The 19,335-nt window shown below is 47.5% G+C and carries 21 protein-coding genes and 1 riboswitch; of the genes, 13 read left to right on the top strand and 8 right to left on the bottom strand.

The window, feature by feature from the left end; translation table 11 throughout:
• Window positions 1-7 precede the first annotated feature (7 nt).
• The 8 genes from nuoF to VB077_RS09440 all read left to right on the top strand — a co-directional run bounded on the left by nuoF (window position 8) and on the right by VB077_RS09440 (window position 8,848).
• The gene (nuoF, locus tag VB077_RS09405; RefSeq protein WP_323414965.1) at window positions 8-1,798 is read left to right on the top strand and encodes an NADH-quinone oxidoreductase subunit NuoF; all 1,791 of its coding nucleotides are present in this window, start codon (window positions 8-10) and stop codon (window positions 1,796-1,798) included.
• 15 nt (window positions 1,799-1,813) lie between these two features.
• The gene (gene fdhF / locus VB077_RS09410) at window positions 1,814-4,495 is read left to right on the top strand and encodes a formate dehydrogenase subunit alpha (protein ID WP_323414966.1); all 2,682 of its coding nucleotides are present in this window, start codon (window positions 1,814-1,816) and stop codon (window positions 4,493-4,495) included.
• A gap of 110 nt (window positions 4,496-4,605) precedes the next feature.
• The gene (gene mobA, locus VB077_RS09415; protein WP_323414967.1) at window positions 4,606-5,256 is read left to right on the top strand and encodes a molybdenum cofactor guanylyltransferase; all 651 of its coding nucleotides are present in this window, start codon (window positions 4,606-4,608) and stop codon (window positions 5,254-5,256) included.
• Window positions 5,257-5,312: 56 nt separating this feature from the next.
• Window positions 5,313-5,440: riboswitch (molybdenum cofactor riboswitch) on the top strand.
• 86 nt (window positions 5,441-5,526) lie between these two features.
• Window positions 5,527-6,498 (top strand): GTP 3',8-cyclase MoaA, encoded by a 972-nt coding sequence (gene moaA / locus VB077_RS09420; RefSeq protein WP_323414968.1) that lies wholly within the window; start codon window positions 5,527-5,529, stop codon window positions 6,496-6,498.
• Window positions 6,499-6,501: 3 nt separating this feature from the next.
• Window positions 6,502-6,969, top strand: coding sequence for a cyclic pyranopterin monophosphate synthase MoaC (moaC, locus tag VB077_RS09425; protein ID WP_323414969.1), 468 nt, complete (start codon window positions 6,502-6,504; stop codon window positions 6,967-6,969).
• 47 nt (window positions 6,970-7,016) lie between these two features.
• The gene (locus VB077_RS09430; protein ID WP_323414970.1) at window positions 7,017-7,451 is read left to right on the top strand and encodes an MOSC domain-containing protein; all 435 of its coding nucleotides are present in this window, start codon (window positions 7,017-7,019) and stop codon (window positions 7,449-7,451) included.
• Window positions 7,451-7,954 (top strand): MogA/MoaB family molybdenum cofactor biosynthesis protein, encoded by a 504-nt coding sequence (locus VB077_RS09435; RefSeq protein ID WP_323414971.1) that lies wholly within the window; start codon window positions 7,451-7,453, stop codon window positions 7,952-7,954. The genes VB077_RS09430 and VB077_RS09435 overlap by 1 nt, the downstream gene beginning before the upstream one ends.
• A gap of 63 nt (window positions 7,955-8,017) precedes the next feature.
• On the top strand, window positions 8,018-8,848 hold the full coding sequence (locus VB077_RS09440; RefSeq protein ID WP_323414972.1) for an NYN domain-containing protein: 831 nt from the start codon (window positions 8,018-8,020) through the stop codon (window positions 8,846-8,848).
• Between the two features lie 130 nt (window positions 8,849-8,978).
• Here the strand turns inward: VB077_RS09440 and VB077_RS09445 are convergent, their stop codons facing one another.
• On the bottom strand, window positions 8,979-9,302 hold the full coding sequence (locus tag VB077_RS09445) for a hypothetical protein (RefSeq protein WP_323414973.1): 324 nt from the start codon (window positions 9,300-9,302) through the stop codon (window positions 8,979-8,981).
• A gap of 359 nt (window positions 9,303-9,661) precedes the next feature.
• Here VB077_RS09445 and groES point away from each other — a divergent pair, with 359 nt between their 5' ends.
• Both groES and groL read left to right on the top strand, forming a co-directional pair.
• Window positions 9,662-9,946 carry a co-chaperone GroES gene (gene groES / locus VB077_RS09450; protein WP_323414974.1) on the top strand — a complete coding sequence of 95 codons (285 nt, stop codon included), beginning with the start codon at window positions 9,662-9,664 and terminating at the stop codon, window positions 9,944-9,946.
• Window positions 9,947-10,015: 69 nt separating this feature from the next.
• On the top strand, window positions 10,016-11,662 hold the full coding sequence (groL, locus tag VB077_RS09455; RefSeq protein ID WP_323414975.1) for a chaperonin GroEL: 1,647 nt from the start codon (window positions 10,016-10,018) through the stop codon (window positions 11,660-11,662).
• Window positions 11,663-11,871: 209 nt separating this feature from the next.
• Here the strand turns inward: groL and VB077_RS09460 are convergent, their stop codons facing one another.
• Window positions 11,872-12,129: a spore coat protein D gene (locus tag VB077_RS09460; protein ID WP_323414976.1), complete on the bottom strand. Its 258-nt coding sequence runs from the start codon at window positions 12,127-12,129 to the stop codon at window positions 11,872-11,874.
• 520 nt (window positions 12,130-12,649) lie between these two features.
• On the opposite strand from VB077_RS09460, the gene VB077_RS09465 reads away from it, so the two are divergent.
• The 3 genes from VB077_RS09465 to guaA all read left to right on the top strand — a co-directional run bounded on the left by VB077_RS09465 (window position 12,650) and on the right by guaA (window position 15,629).
• Entirely contained in the window at window positions 12,650-13,312 is a 663-nt protein-coding gene (locus VB077_RS09465) for a hypothetical protein (protein ID WP_323414977.1), read from the top strand.
• A gap of 153 nt (window positions 13,313-13,465) precedes the next feature.
• Window positions 13,466-14,008, top strand: a complete 543-nt coding sequence (hpt, locus tag VB077_RS09470; RefSeq protein WP_323414978.1) for a hypoxanthine phosphoribosyltransferase — start codon at window positions 13,466-13,468, stop codon at window positions 14,006-14,008.
• 85 nt (window positions 14,009-14,093) lie between these two features.
• Window positions 14,094-15,629 carry a glutamine-hydrolyzing GMP synthase gene (guaA, locus tag VB077_RS09475; RefSeq protein ID WP_323414979.1) on the top strand — a complete coding sequence of 512 codons (1,536 nt, stop codon included), beginning with the start codon at window positions 14,094-14,096 and terminating at the stop codon, window positions 15,627-15,629.
• A 168-nt stretch (window positions 15,630-15,797) separates the two neighbouring features.
• On the opposite strand, the gene VB077_RS09480 is transcribed toward guaA, so the two are convergent.
• From VB077_RS09480 to VB077_RS09505, 6 genes are all read right to left on the bottom strand, one after another.
• Window positions 15,798-16,808: an N-acetylmuramoyl-L-alanine amidase gene (locus VB077_RS09480; protein WP_323414980.1), complete on the bottom strand. Its 1,011-nt coding sequence runs from the start codon at window positions 16,806-16,808 to the stop codon at window positions 15,798-15,800.
• Complete coding sequence (locus tag VB077_RS09485; RefSeq protein ID WP_323414981.1) at window positions 16,801-17,409, bottom strand: hypothetical protein; 609 nt, start codon at window positions 17,407-17,409, stop codon at window positions 16,801-16,803. Before VB077_RS09485 ends, VB077_RS09480 begins: the two co-directional genes overlap by 8 nt.
• A 34-nt stretch (window positions 17,410-17,443) precedes the next feature.
• The gene (locus tag VB077_RS09490) at window positions 17,444-17,752 is read right to left on the bottom strand and encodes a phage holin (protein ID WP_323414982.1); all 309 of its coding nucleotides are present in this window, start codon (window positions 17,750-17,752) and stop codon (window positions 17,444-17,446) included.
• A 64-nt stretch (window positions 17,753-17,816) separates the two neighbouring features.
• On the bottom strand, window positions 17,817-18,140 hold the full coding sequence (locus tag VB077_RS09495) for a hypothetical protein (protein ID WP_323414983.1): 324 nt from the start codon (window positions 18,138-18,140) through the stop codon (window positions 17,817-17,819).
• A 5-nt stretch (window positions 18,141-18,145) separates the two neighbouring features.
• Window positions 18,146-18,490 (bottom strand): hypothetical protein, encoded by a 345-nt coding sequence (locus VB077_RS09500; RefSeq protein ID WP_323414984.1) that lies wholly within the window; start codon window positions 18,488-18,490, stop codon window positions 18,146-18,148.
• An 11-nt stretch (window positions 18,491-18,501) separates the two neighbouring features.
• Window positions 18,502-19,326: a hypothetical protein gene (locus VB077_RS09505; RefSeq protein WP_323414985.1), complete on the bottom strand. Its 825-nt coding sequence runs from the start codon at window positions 19,324-19,326 to the stop codon at window positions 18,502-18,504.
• Window positions 19,327-19,335 lie beyond the last annotated feature (9 nt).

Raw genomic sequence — 19,335 nt, forward strand, 5'->3', positions numbered from 1 at the left:
TTAGGGAATGACGACTAAGAAAAAAGTATTGGTTTGTGCCGGTACGGGATGCACTTCTTCAGGCGCTCACAAGATCCTTGATCTGCTTAATCAGGAAATCCTTCGGCAAGGTTTGACCGATCGAGTCGAAGTTATTCCTACCGGTTGTCAGGGTTTCTGCGAGAAAGGTCCGACGGTCGTAATCGAACCGGAGCAAACGCTGTATACGTTAGTCAATGAAGAAGATATCCCTGAGATTGTACACAAGGAGATTGGTGAGGGTGAGCGGGTCGAAAGGCTTGTTTATGTCGATCCTTTGACAGGCCAACCCGCGAAAGATTACACGGAGACTCAATTCTTTGCTAAACAGCATCGGGTTGTTCTTCGAAATTGTGGTCTGATTGATCCTACTAAAATCGAAGACTATCTCGCGCGGGACGGTTATCAGGGACTCAAGCATGCGCTTCTGGATATGACACCTGAGCAGGTCATTGAAGAAGTAAAAGAAGCGGGTTTAAGAGGCCGCGGTGGAGCAGGTTTCCCTACCGGCCTAAAATGGGGCTTTTGCCAGGCTTCTCCCGGGGAGAAAAAATACATTATTTGCAATGCTGATGAGGGAGACCCCGGCGCTTTCATGGATCGAAGTGTTTTGGAAGGAGACCCCCATTCCGTTATCGAGGGAATGCTGATCGGGGCTTATGCTATTGGGGCCGATGAAGGGTATGTCTATTGCCGCGCGGAATATCCACAGGCCATCAAACATCTGCAAATCGCAATTAAGCAGGCGGAAGATGCAGGCTATCTCGGAGATAACATTCTGAATACTGGCTTTAATCTTCATCTGAAAATACAACCCGGGGCCGGAGCGTTTGTCTGTGGTGAAGAGACGGCCTTGATGGCCTCAATCGAAGGAAAAAGGGGAATGCCTCGGGTCAGACCTCCTTTCCCTGCCGTAAGTGGTTTATGGGGAAAGCCGACAAATATTAATAATGTCGAGACTTGGTCGAATATCCCTCATATCTTGAGACATGGGGCGAAATGGTATGCCCGGTTCGGAACTGAAAAGAGCAAAGGCACAAAAATCTTTGCGTTAACAGGCAAAGTTAACAATACGGGTCTTGTTGAAGTCCCTATGGGTATGCCCCTGCGGGAAATCATCTTTGGCATCGGCGGCGGTATTCGCGAAGGCAAGAAGTTTAAGGCAGTACAGATCGGAGGACCCTCAGGTGGATGTCTGCCGGAGGAAATGCTTGGCTTACAGGTGGATTATGATACCCTGACTAAGGCCGGTGCGATGGTAGGTTCCGGCGGTCTGGTCGTTATGGATGAGACCACCTGTATGGTGGATATTGCCCGATTTTTCCTTAATTTCTCCCAGAGTGAATCATGCGGCAAATGTACACCCTGCCGCGAGGGAAATAAACGCATGTGGGAGATCCTGGACCGGATTTGCAAGGGTGAAGGTAAAGAGGATGACCTGGAAACGCTTGAACAATTAGCATTGACGGTTAAGGAAACCTCTCTATGCGGTTTGGGGCAAAATGCACCGAATCCGATCCTGGCGACGCTCAAGTATTTCCGTTCGGAATTTGAGGCTCATATCCGGGATAAAAAGTGTCCGGCACACGTGTGCAAAGAACTCTTAAGTTATTCAATCGATCCGGAAAAATGCAAGAAATGCGGACTTTGTTCAAAGAATTGTCCCGCGAAATGTATCACCGGAGATAAAAATACCCCTTATGCGATCAAAGAGGATAGTTGCATTCGTTGCGGAACCTGTATGGAAAAATGCAAGTTTGGGGCAGTGATACGAGCTTAGAGAGGAGTGAAATTCGTGGAGTGGCTGACATTATCGATTAATGGGACAGAATATGATGTGCCTAAGGGCAGCACGGTCCTGGAAGCCTGCCGCATGCATAATATTCCGATCCCAACACTTTGCCAAGATCCGGAGCTTACGAATGCAGGGGCCTGCCGGCTATGCATTGTTGAGATTGACGGCATGCGCAATCTTCCGCCTTCCTGCGTAACCCAAGTTGCTCAAGGTATGACGGTGCGGACACAGACGGAAAAGGTGAGAAAGGCACGGAAGACGATTCTCGAACTTTTAGTCGCAAATCACCCATTGGACTGCATGACCTGTCAAAAGATGGGGGACTGTTCACTTGCTGAGTACGCCTATGAATACGGAGCAACAGGGGAGAGATATGCAGGGGTACGAAGGGAACTGCCTTTAGATGATAGTAATCCCTTTATATTAAGAGATCCCAATAAATGTGTTCTTTGTGGAAAATGCGTTCGGGCTTGCGAGGAAATGCAGGGGCAATATAATCTGGACTTCTTTAAACGCGGCTTTAACTCCCAAGTAGGACCGGCTTTTGGAGTACCTTACAGTGAGTCGGAATGCGTATTCTGCGGTGACTGCGTTGCCGTATGCCCGGTCGGAGCACTTACGGAGAAGCAGATGGTTGGGAAAGGCCGCCCTTGGGAAATAAAGAAGGTTCAAACGACTTGCCCTTTCTGCGGAACGGGATGTAATTTTGATCTTAATGTTAAAGACGGGAAAGTCATTGGGGTCACTTCGAATCCGGAATCACCCGTAAATGGTAAAGCCCTTTGTGTGAAAGGACGTTTCGGTTTTGATATGATTCATAGCCCGAATCGTTTAACAACTCCCCTGATTAAGAAAGATGGGGAATTTGTTGAAGCCGGTTGGGAAGAGGCTCTTGATTTAGTCGCCTCCCGAATGGGTGAAATTAAAAATCAATACGGGGCGGACAGCATCGGTGCTTTAAGCTCTGCTCGTTGTACCAATGAAGAGAATTTCCTTATGCAAAAATTCATGCGCGCGGTGGTCGGAACGAATAACATTGACCACTGCGCCAGGACTTGACACGCTCCTACTGTAGCCGGTCTGGCTACTTCATTTGGTTCGGGAGCGATGACAAACTCCATTAACGAAATCCCTAATGCCGAAGTGATGTTCGTGATCGGATCAAACACGACAGAAGCTCATCCTGTCATAGGGACAAAGATGAAACAGGCTTTAGCCCGGGGGGCTAAGCTTATTGTCGCTGATCCGCGCCGCATCGAACTTGCGGATAAGGCGGATGTTTGGATGCAGCTGCGTCCCGGAACAGACATTGCGCTGATCAATGGGATCATGAATATTATTCTGGAAAAAGGCTGGGCTGACCGGAAATTCATCGAAGAGCGGACAGAGGGTTATGAGGCTTTCGTTGAAAACCTGAAGAAATTCCCGCCTGAAGCCGTAAGCAAAATTACCGGAGTTCCCCTTGAACAAATGGTCGAAGCGGCACGGCTATATGCTAATGTTGAGCGGGCTCAAATCTTCTATACCCTGGGTATTACAGAGCATACCTGCGGTACGGATAACGTAATGAGCCTTGCCAATCTGGCGTTATTAACCGGAAATATCGGGAAAGAAAGTTCCGGTGTCAATCCTTTGCGCGGACAAAACAATGTTCAAGGCGCGTGCGATATGGGAGCTTTGCCTACGGACTACCCCGGTTATCAAAAAGTGACGAGTCTGACGGCCCGTGCTAAGTTTGAAGGGGCCTGGAATGTTCCGCTGAATCCGAATCCGGGCTTTATGATACCGGATATGTTCGATTCGGCAGTCGAAAAAACACTGCGAGCCATGTATATTTTTGGGGAAGACCCCGTACTGACAGATGCTGATGCCAATCATGTCCGTAAGGGATTGCAAGCTCTTGATTTTCTCGTTGTACAAGATATTTTTATGTCTGAGACGGCCCAATTAGCCGATGTCATCTTACCGGGCACGAGCTTTGCGGAGAAGACAGGAACGTTTACGAATACCGAACGCCGGGTTCAAATGGTAAATCAAGCAATCCAACCGATTGCCAATACAAGACAGGATTGGCAGATTATTTGCGAGATTGCAACTCGCATGGGCTATCCTTTGACCTATGCCTCAACAGCCGAGGTAATGCAGGAAATCGCGGCCCTAACCCCTTCTTACGCCGGAATTTCGCATGAACGTCTTGGCCAAAAGGGACTGCAATGGCCTGTTCCCGATGCGGAACATCCGGGGACTAAGTTCTTGCATGAAGGTCAATTCTCACGGGGCAAAGGATTATTCAGGACCGTTCAATATCAACTGCCGGATGAACTCCCCGATGAAGACTATCCCTTCCTCTTAAGTACCGGCCGTAAACTTGCTCATTATAATATTACGACACGCAATTCGGGGGCGCTTGAGGCTTATGCCCCGGAAGAGTATGCCGAACTTAATCCTAAGGACGCCGAGCGGCTTCGGGTAAAAGACGGGGAACAGGTAAAAGTAGCCTCACGGCGGGGTGAACTGGAAACCAAGGTTAGAGTAACCGATCGTGTTCCACCGGGAATGATCTTCATGACACTCCACTATAAAGAATCTCCGACAAATGTTTTGACCAATGGCGCGTATGATAAGATAACCAAGACTTATGAATATAAAGTTTGCGGAGTCAGGATTGAGCGCGTAGGTTAATAGGTGCTGTTTAAACAAACCGAGAGGATTCTTTCTCCCCTCGGTTTGTTTTGTCATCAGTATTCTGTTGAGAAGGAAAGAAGTTGCTTTCAATAGGGAATGGGTATATATTGAAAAAGAAAAGAAATAATTCGATTTTCAAGACGGAGGGGGTCGTCGAAATTTTAGAAATCACAGGCATTGTGCTTGCCGGTGGGAAGAGCTCTCGCATGGGTAAAAACAAAGCTTTTCTAGAAATTGACGGTAAACCCTTGATCGAGAGAAATCTGGCTACTCTTGAATCTCTTTTCAGTGATGTTTTGATAAGCAGCAATACTCCTGAACTTTACCGTTCTTATAAGGAAAAAGTAGTACAGGACCAATATATAGGGACGGGTCCGCTGGGAGGCCTTCATGCTTGCTTGGAAGAAGCACATACGGAGTATGCGTTTTTCGTTGCCTGCGATATCCCGATACTTAATCCTGAACTTATTCGATTTATGGCTTCTTTGACAGAAAAAGGGTATGATTGTATTGTGCCAAGGACGAAGGATAGAATACATCCGCTTTTTGCCCTTTACAATAAATCATGTCTCCCAAAGATAAAAGACTTCCTTCAGGAAGGTCACTATAAGGTCATTGATTTCTTTCCCCAATTATCTGTTCGCTATGTTAAAGAAAATGAACTCGCTTGTTTTGGCGATCCACGTTTGCTTTTGTGCAATGTGAATACGCCTGAAGATTGGTTAAACTTTCAGAAGAAATTGGTAGGGAAGGAATAAATTAAGGAGGAAAATATACTTTTATAGCGAATTAAAGTAATGTTTTAAAGTCGTGTAATATAAGAATGCTCCGAAACTAGATAACCTAAAGCTTTAGGCTATGGTGACTAGGCAAGTGTTTTTACACTCGGGTATTGTCGGAAACGATAATATCTCCTGTTGGAAAGGAGTCTGTTAAATCAATGCGGGATAACTCCGCGGTTTAGACAGACCGCGGAGTTTTTTTATTTCTATCATTTCCAAACGGCCTTGATGAAAAGAGGGATTTTAATGCAAGATCAATTTGAACGGCGAATTGAATATTTGCGTATTTCCATAACTGATCGCTGTAATCTTCGCTGTCAGTACTGCATGCCTGCCTCAGGTGTGCAATGGATTGCTCATGAGGACATCCTTAGCTATGAGGAAATTTATCGCTTGGTTAAATTAAGTACGCATATCGGTTTTAAGCGTTTTCGACTCACAGGGGGAGAACCGCTTGTACGCAAGGGACTGGTCGATTTCATCAGTCAAGTTTCGCAAATTCCGGGAGTTGAGGATCTAATGCTGACAACGAACGGAATGCTCTTACCAGAAATGGCGTTTGACTTGAAAGCAGCAGGCTTAAACCGTGTCAATATCAGCCTCGATACTTTTGACCCTGAACGTTTTAGGGAAATGACACGGGGCGGAGACGTGAGCAAAGTGTTACAGGGCATTAATCGGTCTCTTGAGGCTGATTTAAAACCGGTAAAAATTAATGTTGTCGTAGTTCGCGATTTTAATCTGCATGAATTACCGAAGTTCTTTGAATTGGCCCGGAAATATCCAATTCAGGTTCGCTTTATCGAGCTCATGCCTATAGGAGTCAGCTCAGATCAACGAGATGAGTTTGTCTCAATTGCTGAAATGAAAGAAGTTCTGGGATTAAAGGGCTTAGAATCTCAAAAGAAGGTTTATGGGGGCGGACCGGCAGAGTATGTAACGCTAGAAGGACTAGAGGGAGATATTGGATTTATTAGCGCATTAAGCCGCCATTTTTGCAGCACCTGTAATCGGATGCGTTTGACGGCGGATGGGAAATTGCGGCCTTGTCTGCATAGTCCCAAGGAAATCGATTTGCGTCATGCGCTGAGAAACGGAAGTACCGATGAAGAGTTGTTAGAGATATTAAAGCAAGCCGTTTGGAATAAACCGGTAGAACACCATATGAACGAGGAAGCGTGGCAAGGCAGCCGTGTGATGTCTCAGATCGGAGGATAAAAGATGGAACTTACACATTTTGATGAGAATGGCAGGGCCAGGATGGTCGATGTCAGTGACAAAGGAGAAACGAGACGCGTCGCGGTTGCAAGGGGAAAGGTTGAAATGCAGCCGGATACGCTGGAGAGGATTCGTCAGGGACAAATCGCTAAAGGAGATGTTTTAGCGGTTGCCCAAGTGGCGGGTATCATGGGGGCTAAACAGACATCAAGCTTAATCCCGATGTGCCACCCCTTAGGAATTACGGGTGCGGAACTCAATTTTGAAATTGTTCCACCGGGAACCATTGAAATTGAAGCCTCAGTAAAAGTAACGGGTAAAACGGGAGTAGAAATGGAAGCATTAACGGCAGTCAGTGTTGCCGCTTTAACGATTTATGATATGTGCAAGGCGATTGACAAAAGAATGACGATAAGTGAAATTCGCCTTATGGAAAAGTCAGGCGGAAAAAGCGGTCATTTTGTCCGTTAATAAAAGTTCGTAAATACGAATCAAGTTTATGAAAAAGGAGATAGAAAATGGCAAAGATCATTGCGGTGTGCACAAGTGAACGTAAAGGGATGCGAAAGAAAAACGTAGGTGAGGGATTATTAAAAGTAAATTTTGGGATCGAAGGGGATGCCCATGGCGGAGATTGGCATCGTCAAGTGAGCTTGCTCGCGACGGAAAGTATTAAAAAGATGCAAGATAAAGGACTGGATGTTGGTCCCGGCGATTTTGCCGAAAATTTAACGACCGAAGGAATAGACCTCGTGAGCTTACCAGTCGGGACAAAACTTAAAATTGGGGAGGCGGGTTTAGGTGAAGTGACTCAGATCGGTAAGAAATGTCATGCAAAATGTGCGATTTACTATCAAGCCGGAGATTGTGTAATGCCTAAAGAAGGGATCTTTATCCGGGTCCTGCAAGGGGGCCAAGTACGGGTAGGAGACAGTATCGAGGTGGTCGAGTGATGTTTAAAGTGGGTGTGATTACAGCCAGTGATAAGGGTTCCCGTGGGGAAAGAGAGGATCTTTCGGGGGGGCTCCTCAAAGAATTAGTGAAAGACATTGATGGTGAAGTCGTCGAATATGCAGTCCTTCCGGATGAACAACAGCTATTAGCGCAGAAGATGCGCGAATGGGCAGATGATTTGGGTTTAGATCTGATTCTCACTACCGGTGGAACAGGTTTTTCTTTACGGGATGTGACACCGGAGGCAACAAAGGAAGTTGCAGACCGCATGGTTCCCGGGATTGCCGAAGTGATGCGTTATGAAAGTTATAAGGTTACGCCTAAAGCCATGTTGAGCAGAGCAGTCGCCGCTTTGCGAAAACGCACTTTAATTGTGAATATGCCCGGGTCACCGAAAGCAGTTAAAGAATGTTGGCAGGCCATTGCACCTGCCCTACCCCATGGAATTCAAATCCTTAAAGGTGAAGCCAGTGAATGTGCTGCGCCCATGAATTCAAAATAATGCTTGTCACCCCTGTCCGGTTTGTGCATACAGTATAGTAGGTGAACCGGAAACGGGGTGATCATGATTTTAAGGGCTATAGTTTTTGTCGATTACGAGAATATTTGGATGGGTCTGTTAGAAAGGGGGTACGAGTTAACCCCGGAAATTCTAATGCAGGCGATCCAAACCTATGCGCAACGGATGGATCTTAGCATAACAGGAATCTACCTATATGCTAATTTTGATCGGGAAGAATTTTGGAAAACCCAGACTTCATTCGAAAAAACAAATGTTTTTACCCGTCATGTATTTGGTAAAAACACGTATGCCAGTACGGATATAAGAAAGAATGCGGCAGATGTCGAACTTATCTTAGAAGCACAGGAAATATTGATTACCCGGACTTCAACGTTTGATACGTTCCTTCTCTTTACCGGCGATGGTGATTTTTTACCGCTTGCCCGGAAAATCCGAGCTTGGGGGAAGGACGTTAGGGTAATGGGTGTTAACGGAAGCACCCATCACGTTTTGCAAGCGTTTAGCAGTACAGACTTTTTCGAGGAATTCATAAGCCAGAATATAGGCTATAAGCCTGAACAGGATTTGGAACAAGGGATTCAGATCCTTGCACAGCTTCAATTAAAAATGGCCTATGTTGCATCAACGAAGACGCGGTTAGCGCTAAGTGAACAGCTGCATCGGACGATATCTCAAGTCAAAGAGGTGGTCCGCTTCGCTTTACGGGAGAAAGTATTCTTTGAACAGGAATTTGTTGATGCAAGCCTAAAAATCGGGAAAACCAAAATCTATTTGCTAAACCTTGAGCATGAAAGAGTTCGCAAGGTTTTGAGTGAGGATACGCTAAGGAAAATTCAAGCCCGTTACGAAATAATGGGAGTCATCCAAAGATAACATGATGCAAAAGCAGCTTACTATCAACCTAATAAGATATATCAGTGATGTACGCCCTGCTCCTCATTTGCGAGTAGGGCGTTGATATATGCGAAAAAGCCGGTTAGGAAAAATCCTAACCGGTAAGAGGTTATTGGCTGACAAAGGTGATATTGCGTAGCGGAATCCTTACTACAGGACGGAGACCATCAATGGGAGTTCCGACATTAGAGAATAACTGTGCATTAGTCAAAAGGGCTACCCCGTCCTGCAATCCACCAAAGCTCCCAATCCAGAATGAAGAATCCATACCAATTCTTAGTTGGGAACCAATAGGATACGTGTCAAATAAACCGAGTATAAAGGGTCTGCAGTTAAATGTCCCAAGTCCTCCGAAGCTCATTTTCATTCCCCTTTTCTTTGAATTGGTCGTTTGAACGACCTTCAGAAGAATAGAATGGAGAGAATTAAGCATTAGCGACAGAAGACCCCTTTCTCAACCGATAACCAATATTTATTTCTGGTTTAGTTTATGCACTATTGGAAGAAAAGTTCAGATCAGGAAACAAATAACGAATAAATATTAACGCGTTTGGTCAAAATGGAGGTTAGAGCGGGCAGGGGAAATTGAAAATCAAACGTTATACGAATAATGAAGTAAGAGAGTGATTAGTGAAGATATTTTGAAATAGAACCAGGTAATCGCATTTGAGCGGCTTTGGTAACGCTTGATTTCATCTTCCCCCTTGCCTATTATAATACTTAGATGTTAGCACTCATTCAGAGTGAGTGCTAACAAAAGCGTAAAAATATCTTAAGGAGGGAATTTCTTCAATGAACATCAAACCTTTGGGTGATCGCGTCGTCATTAAAGCACTTCCATCAGAGGAAAAAACAAAGAGTGGGATTATTATGCCGGATACGGCTAAAGAAAAGCCGATGGAAGGTGAAATTGTAGCAGCAGGACCCGGAAAAATGGAAAAGGGAGAGCGTATTGCTCTTGATGTAAAAGTCGGTGACAAAGTGATTTATTCCAAATATGCCGGCACAGAAGTTAAATATGATGGCGAAGAATATCTGATCCTAAAAGAGAGCGATATTTTAGCAATTGTAGGCTAATTACTTAAATATTAATAACCCGGTTATGACCCAGTGAAAAAATGTGAGTATTCTAAGGAGGATTTTAAGGTGGCTAAACAAATCGTTTTTAATGAAGAAGCCCGCCATGCGCTGGAACGCGGTGTTAACGCTCTGGCCGAAGCGGTTCGTGTAACATTGGGACCTAAGGGTCGTAATGTAGTTTTAGATAAGAAATTCGGTTCTCCGCTGATCACCAATGATGGTGTTACTATTGCTCGTGATATCGAGTTGGAGGATCCTTTTGAGAACATGGGAGCTCAACTCGTTAAAGAAGTTGCCACAAAAACGAATGATGTTGCCGGTGACGGAACAACGACTGCAACTGTACTTGCCCAAGCGATTATTCATGAAGGCTTGAAAAACGTGGCAGCCGGTGCTAATCCTATGGGGATCAAACGGGGTATTGAACAAGCGGTTAATGCAGTTGTCGAAGATATTAAAGGCAATGCTAAACCGATTGAAAGCAAAGCGGCTATTGCCCAAGTTGCTTCCATTTCTGCCGGAGATCAAACCATTGGTGAATTGATTGCCGAAGCTATGGAGAAGGTTGGCAAAGACGGCGTTATCACAGTTGAAGAAGCTAAAGGGATGACGACAGAACTTCAAGTTGTAGAAGGTATGCAATTTGATCGCGGCTATATTTCCGCTTATATGATTACAGATACAGACAAGATGGAAGCTGTCTTAAATGATCCTTACATCTTGATTACAGACAAGAAGATCGGTGCTATTGCCGATATCCTTCCTGTTCTCGAAAAAGTGGTTCAAGCCGGCCGTCAACTCTTAATTATTGCTGAGGATATTGAAGGCGAAGCTATGGCAACATTAGTTGTCAATAAACTTCGTGGGACCTTCACTTGCGTAGGGGTTAAAGCCCCCGGCTTTGGTGATCGCCGTAAAGCGATGCTTGAAGATATCGCTGTTCTTACCGGTGGCACAGTAGTTACTGAAGATCTTGGCCTTAAACTGGAAAATACCACAATTGATATGCTTGGACGTGCTCGTCAAGTACGTGTAACCAAGGATGAAACCACAATTGTCGAAGGTTCAGGGAACACTGAAGAAATTAAAAAACGCGTAGAGGCAATCAAAAAGCAGATCGAAGAAACAACATCTGATTTTGATCGCGAAAAACTCCAAGAACGTCTGGCTAAATTAGCCGGTGGTGTTGCTGTTATCCAAGTCGGTGCTGCAACCGAAACCGAAATGAAGGAGAAGAAACTTCGGATTGAAGATGCTCTTGCCGCAACTCGGGCTGCGGTTGAAGAAGGTATCGTCGCCGGCGGTGGTACAACTTTGATCGATGCAGTTCAAGCACTTGATGCTTTGAATAGCTTAACCGGCGATGAAAAAACGGGTGTGGCCATTATCCGTCGGTCATTGGAAGAACCCCTTCGTCAAATTGCGAACAATGCCGGTCAAGAGGGATCTGTGGTTGTTGAAAAAGTCAGAACGTCTGCTCGCGGTGTAGGCTTTAATGCTATGACCGATGAATATGAAGACATGATTGCTGCCGGTATTGTTGACCCGGCAAAAGTGACTCGTTCTGCTTTGCAAAATGCAGCTTCCATCTCGGCTATGGTTCTCACAACAGAATGTTTAGTATCCGATATTCCTACAAAGGATAACGGAGCTGCTGCCGCTGCCGGTATGGGTGGTATGGGCGGCATGGGTGGAATGGGCGGAATGATGTAAGAATGCCTTAAAACCCTTGAATAATCAAGTGTTTGCGGTTCGATAAATCTTCACTTCCCACATTTTGCCCACAAAATGAATATTAAAGTAAGCCTTTCATAAGTTGACCAAACTTGTGAGAGGCTTCTTTCTTTTTTGGTTTGGTAATATGCGGAAGATGTAAAAAGGACGCAACGACTAAATCGTTACGCCTTTCCGCCTAAATCCATTTAGAAGAAGCGATTACTGAATCCTTGACCAAACAGCCCCTGGCCAAACAGCCCCTGGCCTTGAAAGTTTTGAGCTTGAAAACCTTGATTAACCGTTACATTTCTCGTGGTCTGTTGAATAAAGTGCTGAGGAACATCAACAATGTTTTGCCGATTGATTGTCACGATAGGATGAATCACAGGGACAGCCCGTTGAGTGAAAAAATCTTGCACGCAATATTGAGGAGGACAACAAATAGGCCTTACGCAACCATACATTAGGGAAAACCTCCTTGCTTAATCAAATTATTAAAATACTACTTTTTAAAAAATAACGGCTAGAGCAATAAGAATTAAAATGGCGATAGCTATAATTCCTGCGCCTACGCCGACGCCTGTACCGCCGCATACTCCGCCCATACCACCAAACCCCATTCCGAACATGATATTTCCTCCTTTCTTAAACTTAGAATACGATTCCCAATGCGATAAGCAAAAGAATGATGACTGTTACAATCGCGATTCCAGGTAAAAAACGAGGAGTACCGCATGCTCCGTCAACGCCGCCGAATGCCATCTGAATTCCTCCTTTGCCGGTAGATAGTGCATAATATGCATATAGTGGTTACGATGGAACTATATGTAAAGTATTAACTGAGGCAGTATTGATTGAGGATATGATCAACTCTAATTTGTTGGGGGGCCCTTTTCTTTTTTGTTTTAGTTAGGAAAATAATAGGAATAAAGCAACCTGGTTTCTACATAAAGTGTGATAAGAACTCCGCCAGGGGGGCTGAAGATGAAAAAGAAGGGTCTTTTGTTAATCATCCTAATCGGTACCGTGTTAGTAGGGGGGATTATGGGTCGCCTTCTATGGAAACCTAACCCCGCAGAGTTGTTGACTTATGGCTTAGAAAAACTGAACCAAGCGACCTCTTTTCACTACAGCATCACCCAACATCAGTGGGTAGAAGGAAAGGATCGCGTGCTGACTCAGATTCTAGGAGAAAAGGACGGTGGAAACACGCACATCTCTGGGCAGCTTGTGGGTACCGAAGTTGAGATGATTGTCGTCGGAGAAGGATTTTACCTCAAGGATCCGCTCGGAAAACGATGGGTCCGTTACCCCAGTGTCCCGGCTACTCAAGAAGTCTTTCTGGCGGAGCTCAATCCAATTTCTTCTTTACAGTTCAAAGAGCTTGGCGAGGTGATGCTTAAGGGACAAGAGAAGTTAGATGGAGAGAAGGTATGGGTAATCCAACTTCAGCCTACCGTACAGAATCAAATCATGGAAGACTTTTGGACCGATTTTGACTACACGGTTTATATCAGTCGAAAGGATAAAACGATCCGAAGGGCGACGATTCAATCAAAAAATAAATCCAATAATGAGCCCATGACTATGACCTTAGATTTTTCGGATTTTGGTAAAGATATTAAAATTCAGCCTCCTAATTTATAATTCAAGCCCGGGATAATGCCCGGGCTATTTGTTTGGTGGAAGCGGGTTTTCCGTACTTTATAGGGTATTATGGTAGTAATGTTCGAAAAAACGTTTGACTCCCCTGAGCTCGTCTGATATAATTCTGGAATGAGTTTAGTGGAGGTGGCAGTAGTGGAAGAACATATAAGCAGAATTCTTTTTAGCCGTGAAGAACTCCTTAAACGGATTGCTGAATTAGGGGAAGAGATTACCCGTGATTATAAGGAGAAGAATCTGTTAGTTTTAGCTATACTTAAAGGGGCGGTCCCTTTCATGGCGGATTTAATCCAACAAATCAAAATTCCCTTAACCTATGATTTCATGGCAGTATCCAGTTATGGTGCATCAACGACATCCTCCGGCGTCGTTCGTATTATGAAGGATCTCGAACGGAGTGTTGAAGGTGTCCATATCTTAATTGTCGAAGATATTGTGGATACGGGATTGACTTTAAAATATTTAAAAGAGAATCTGACCGCACGCAATCCTGAAAGTGTCAGAATCGTAACCTTGTTGGATAAACCGGAACGGCGTAAAGTTGATGTTAAGCCGGATTATAATGGATTTACGATTCCCGATGAATTTGTCGTGGGTTATGGTTTGGATTTTAATGAGATGTATCGTAATCTCCCCTATATCGGAATCTTAAAGCCGGAAGCTTATGAAAATGACTAAAATTGAGTGTGAGTGTAAGGAAAATGCTGACGGTTAAAATAGAATCGTCAGTTATTTTCTATATTTATAAAAGGGTGGTTAGTTTATGTCACAAGAATTAGTGCTGGTCTTGGATTTTGGTGGACAATATAACCAATTGATCGCCCGTAGGGTGCGGGAGGCCCATGTTTATTCGGAGATGATTTCGTATAAAACCCCGATTGATGAGATACGAGCTCGCAATCCGAAAGGAATTATTTTTTCAGGCGGTCCCGCAAGTGTCAATCAGGAAGGCGCCCCAAAAATTGATCCGGCGATTTATGAATTGGAAGTCCCGATTCTCGGAATTTGTTACGGAATGCAATTGATGACGATTCAACTTGGGGGCAAGGTGGAACGTCCGGAGGTCAGGGAATACGGCAAAGCAATCCTTTCGGTTGATGAAGCCAAGGGAGTTTGGAAAGGCCTAGGCGGGCAGCGGCAATGTTGGATGAGTCACGGGGACTCAGTCGTCTCCTTGCCGGAAGGGTTTAAAATCGCAGCACATACCCAGCATACTCCTGTTGCAGCTATGTTAAATGAAAGTAAACAGTTCTATGCAGTTCAGTTCCACCCGGAAGTTAAACATACGCCGGAAGGACAGAAAATGCTGGAACATTTCCTGTATGATATCTGCGGTTGTCAAGGCGATTGGACGATGGGTTCCTTTATCGATAAACAAGTGCAGGAAATTCGGGAGAAAGTAGGAGACCGTCGTGTGCTTTGCGCTTTGAGCGGCGGCGTAGATTCCTCGGTTGCCGCTGTTCTCGTCAATAAAGCGATTGGGGATCAACTGACTTGTGTTTATGTTGATCACGGCTTTATGCGCAAAAATGAATCTGCTGAAGTTAAGAAGATTTTTACGGAGCAGTTTCAATTAAATCTTGTTTTCGTTGATGCCGGTGAACGATTTATGCAAAAAATTGAAGGGGTTTCAGATCCCGAAACCAAACGGAAAACGATTGGAAACGAGTTTATACGTGTCTTTGAAGATGAAGCTCGTAAATTAGGCAAGATTGACTTCCTGGTTCAAGGAACGCTTTATCCGGATATCGTCGAAAGCGGCACAGATACCGCGGAGACGATTAAATCACATCATAATGTCGGAGGACTCCCTGAGGACATGGAATTTGACCTCATTGAGCCGCTGCGCATGCTCTTCAAAGATGAAGTTCGGGAAGTCGGCGCAAAGTTAGGAATCCCTGATGAGATTGTCTCTCGCCAACCGTTCCCGGGACCGGGGTTAGCGATTCGAATTTTAGGTGAGATCACTCGCGAGAAGCTGGACATTCTTCGTGAAGCGGATGCTATTATCCTTGACGAGGTACGGAAAGCAGGCCTTTATAAAGACCTCTGGCAAACGTTCGGAGTTCTGCCCTCGACGATTAAAAGCGTTGGTGTAATGGGCGATTCACGAACCTATGCCTATCCGATCATTGTTCGTGCAGTAAGCAGTGAAGATGCGATGACTGCCGACTGGGCGAGACTGCCCTATGAATTGATGGAGAAGATCTCTAATCGGATTGTCAACGAGGTTATCGGAGTCAACCGAGTCGTCTATGATATTACCTCCAAACCCCCCGGCACGATCGAGTGGGAATAACGATGAAAACGCCAGAAACCCGCTATTTACCTGTGTTTCCCGTGGAACATTTCGCTCCGTGGTACTGCTATGGTACTGTTTCCTGAAAAGTTCCCCAGAAACGAAGAAAAAGCCCCAGACCGTTGCGTGGTCTGGGGCTTTGTTCTGCTCTCCGTTCGCTATTCCTTTTTAGGCTTTCTTCGTGTAGTCGAGCGAAATCCAGCCCGCGCCGGATTTCAGCTTGCCCCACTTGGTGGCTCCTGCGCCGGAGGCTTCCTCGATGATGGTATACACGCCCTTGTCCTTGATACTCCCGGTAACGGGGTAATTCGTCCCCGCGCCCTTGCGGATGTTGAGGGTGTCTGCCGTCACTTGGACGAGGTACGGCGTGAAAGAAGCGACAGGGGCGGTGCCGTCTGCGGACGCATTGCTGGCATCTACCCAGCCGTATACGCCGCCGCCATCCTCGCTGATGAGGTGGTAGGGGTGCTTGCCGCTACTTGCTATCTGCGTCACCTTGCACCTGGATTTCCCGCGCGTCTGGGCGGCGGTAGCGGCGTTCGAGGATGTATAGATGCTCCCGCCTGCAAACTGCACGATGTCGCCGACTTTGAGCGCGGTGCTGCCGGAGGCGGGCGGTGTGGGGGTCTGCGCTGGGGGCGTAGGTGTGTCCGCTCCGAGCCGCTTGTTCACCTCGGCGGCGATGTACGGGTGCTTGCTGTAGAGGTAGTCGCCGGGGCAGGATTTGTTTGCAAACCAGCGGTGGACGGTCATGTTCTGCTTGTCCACCTGCCCGATGAGGTTCTTGTCGCCTTTCCACAAAAGGGCTTTAATGCCGTTCCTCTTGCAGATATCGGTGCAAAGGTCAATCAGTGCGGCGAGTGCTTTATCGCTGACGTGCCAGTCGGGTGCGCCGCCGTCATTGGCTACCTCGATAGTGATGGCGCGGTGGTCGTTCGCCCCCGACGAGGTACACCACGAGCGGTTCGCCTCGTCGACGTACTGCCCGATGCGCCCGTCGCTACCGATTCCGTAGTTGCTGCTTGCCTGTCGGGAAGTCGGGGCGAAAATCGCGCCGATAGTCTCCACCGTGCAGTTGCCCGCCACACAATGGATGGTGATAGTGTCGATGACATGGTTTCGCGGCTTGGTGCAGTTCGGGGATAGCTGCGTGAAGTCTACCAGTTTGCTGTTACTCATCGCCGCCGTCCCCCTTTCCGTTCTTCAGTTCTTCGAGCATCTCCGGGGTGATGGTATCACTCACGGGGAGGTCGGGATTTTTGTCGTTCGGATTCATGGCTATTCCTCCTTTTACTGAATAATCCACATCGCGCAGCTTACCCCAATGGGTGAAGTTGCGCTCTTTAACGCGCGTTCTTACCGCGCCGTACTCGGTGCCGCGAAACTCCAGCACGTTGCCACCGCCCTCGTAGATGCCGATGTGACCTTTGCGCCAAACGCAGAGGCCGGGGATTTCGGGGATGGTACCGATTGCCCCTTTCTCCACGCATTGGGCGTAGAACGTATCGGCTGTGCGGTCGCCGTAGGTGGGGTGGACGGAGCGGAATGCGCCGACGATGCCGCCAGAACAGTCCGCCGCCATCTTTCCTATCCAGCGGGCGCAGTCTTTGAGCCAGTAGGTTGCTGGGTCGCGGTGCGATGAGGTACTGCGTCGTTTGTCGTGGTATTTTTGTGCCAGTTGGCGGGTATAGAGTTCACCATTGAGGCTCCAAACGTAGCCCCACTTCTCGGTGACCGCCCTCTGGAAGTACGCCAGAAGCTGCGCTGCTGTGATTCGCATTTTAACCTCCTTTGCGGTTGTTCGGGTTGCTCAGTTAATTGCTCTTGATGATGCCGTTCTTCATCTCGAAGACGGCAGCTTCAATAAGCGCATCCACTCGTGCCTCGTCCAGCTTGATGCCATGCTCGGCGAGGAAGTTCAGGACGTATGCCTTTTTCTCTGCGCCCCGCCCGGAGCCATTGAATATCTGCTCCGCCGCGAGGACGGCGACTTTCACCCAGCTGTTGATTTCCTGCTGCTGGGTGGATGTGGTCTTGCTCTTGATGTAGGGGATGACGACTGCCGTAATTACGGCGGCGACAAGAAGCGCGAGGGCTTCAAGGATTGGGGTAGCGTCAAACATTTTGGTATCCTCCTTTTTGTTGTTGAAACTGTGGAAAATGTGACTAAAAGGGCGGGCTTTGTTATTAGCCCGCCGGGTCGTCGTTGGTGTGGTTCTCGTCGGATTTTCTGTCCGCCATCGCGGTGTCGTAGACGATGCCGCCCTTGGTGTTCTCCTTTTCCGCCTTGCGATAATAGAAGCCGGTTGCGGTGGCGAGTTCGGCGAAAACGGCGGGGATGAGGTATGCGAGGACACCCGTGTCCTGTGTTCTCCATGCCATGACCATTGCGAAGACGCTTACGGCGACCGTTCCGATGGTCACTCCGACGAATATTTTCTTTGAAAATTCCATGCGCTTTTTACGCTTTTTCGGTCGCTTTGGAGGTGGTCTCTTGATGCGCCTGTCCATCCGCATCACCTCTTTTCCTTTCGGATTGGCAGGGATATGACCTGTTTCATCACGCTGTCGAGGAAGCCGTTCCCGTCGAGGTCGTCGTGGTATATCTGGTGCATCTTCAGAAGGTCTTCGAGGTCATCTGCCATGATGAAGCCGTCGTCAATGTAGCACCTGCCAAGGTATTTGATGCGGTCGTACAGGAGGACGCAGAGTGCTTTTTTGACGTGGTCGTCTTTGTCGCTCTGCTTGTCTTCCTTGGCGGCTTTGCGGTTCATCTTCCAGATGATAATCTGAACAAAGCCCGAAACAATGGCGGCGGAAATTCCGCCGCCGAGTATCACTGTTAAAAGTTCATTGCCCATACCCTGCCCTCCTATACTTGTTTATAGGCTTCACCGAGAAGGGCGGGCGGTCTCGTCTGCGCTTCTTTCGTGAATGCGCTGATGACCATGTAGGTCTTGCTGTAGTCCGTGAAGCAGTCGCCGACCGCGAATTCGTGACCGTCTGGGAGGTCAGCCCAGCGCGGGGGTTCCTCGGCGGGTGCCTCTGGTTCCGGTGCGGCGGGCGGCTCGACCTCTGTGTGCTCGCCCGGTACGAGATGGGGGTGGTGCGGCTCGTAGAGCGTCACGCCCTGCTCGTAGATGGGGGTATAGTATTTGCCATCTTCCGGGTCGCGTCGGATTGCTCCAAACGGGACGCGCTCGCCCCACACGAAGTCAAGAGGCCGCTCGCCATCCCCCGGCTCCTGTCGGAGTTCTCGGAAGTGCCGGATGGCTTCCTCGCTACCCGGCTTCAGTTGCGCGTTCGCCATGTGTTGCTGGAGGCAGATGTAGAAAGTGCCGTCCGGCTGGTAGACGGTTTCGTTCAGGTAGACCGGCCCCATCGTCGCCGCCCACGGGCGCGAGCCGATGACGTTAGCGATTTCCCGCAGGACGCTATCGGTGAGGTCTCCTGCGCCAATAACGCCCGCCCGCAGTAGGTTTCCTTGCGCTCGGCGGGCAAAGATGGGCGCAAGCCCCGGACGTGCAGGAGGTGCCGCCATAAGTCCGAAGGTCTCCACCTGCGGCGTAGTGTCGGGTGTATACGCCAGCGCATCCACCGCTTCGGTGATGGCGAGGATTGCCTCCCAGATGTCGGCGGTATCCATCGCCCTCTCGATTTCGCGAAGTGCGCGGGCTTGTGCAAGTGATTTTTCCATTGTGCTGTC

This window comes from Desulfitobacterium sp. (assembly GCF_034927245.1).
Lineage (GTDB): Bacteria > Bacillota > Desulfitobacteriia > Desulfitobacteriales > Desulfitobacteriaceae > Desulfitobacterium_A.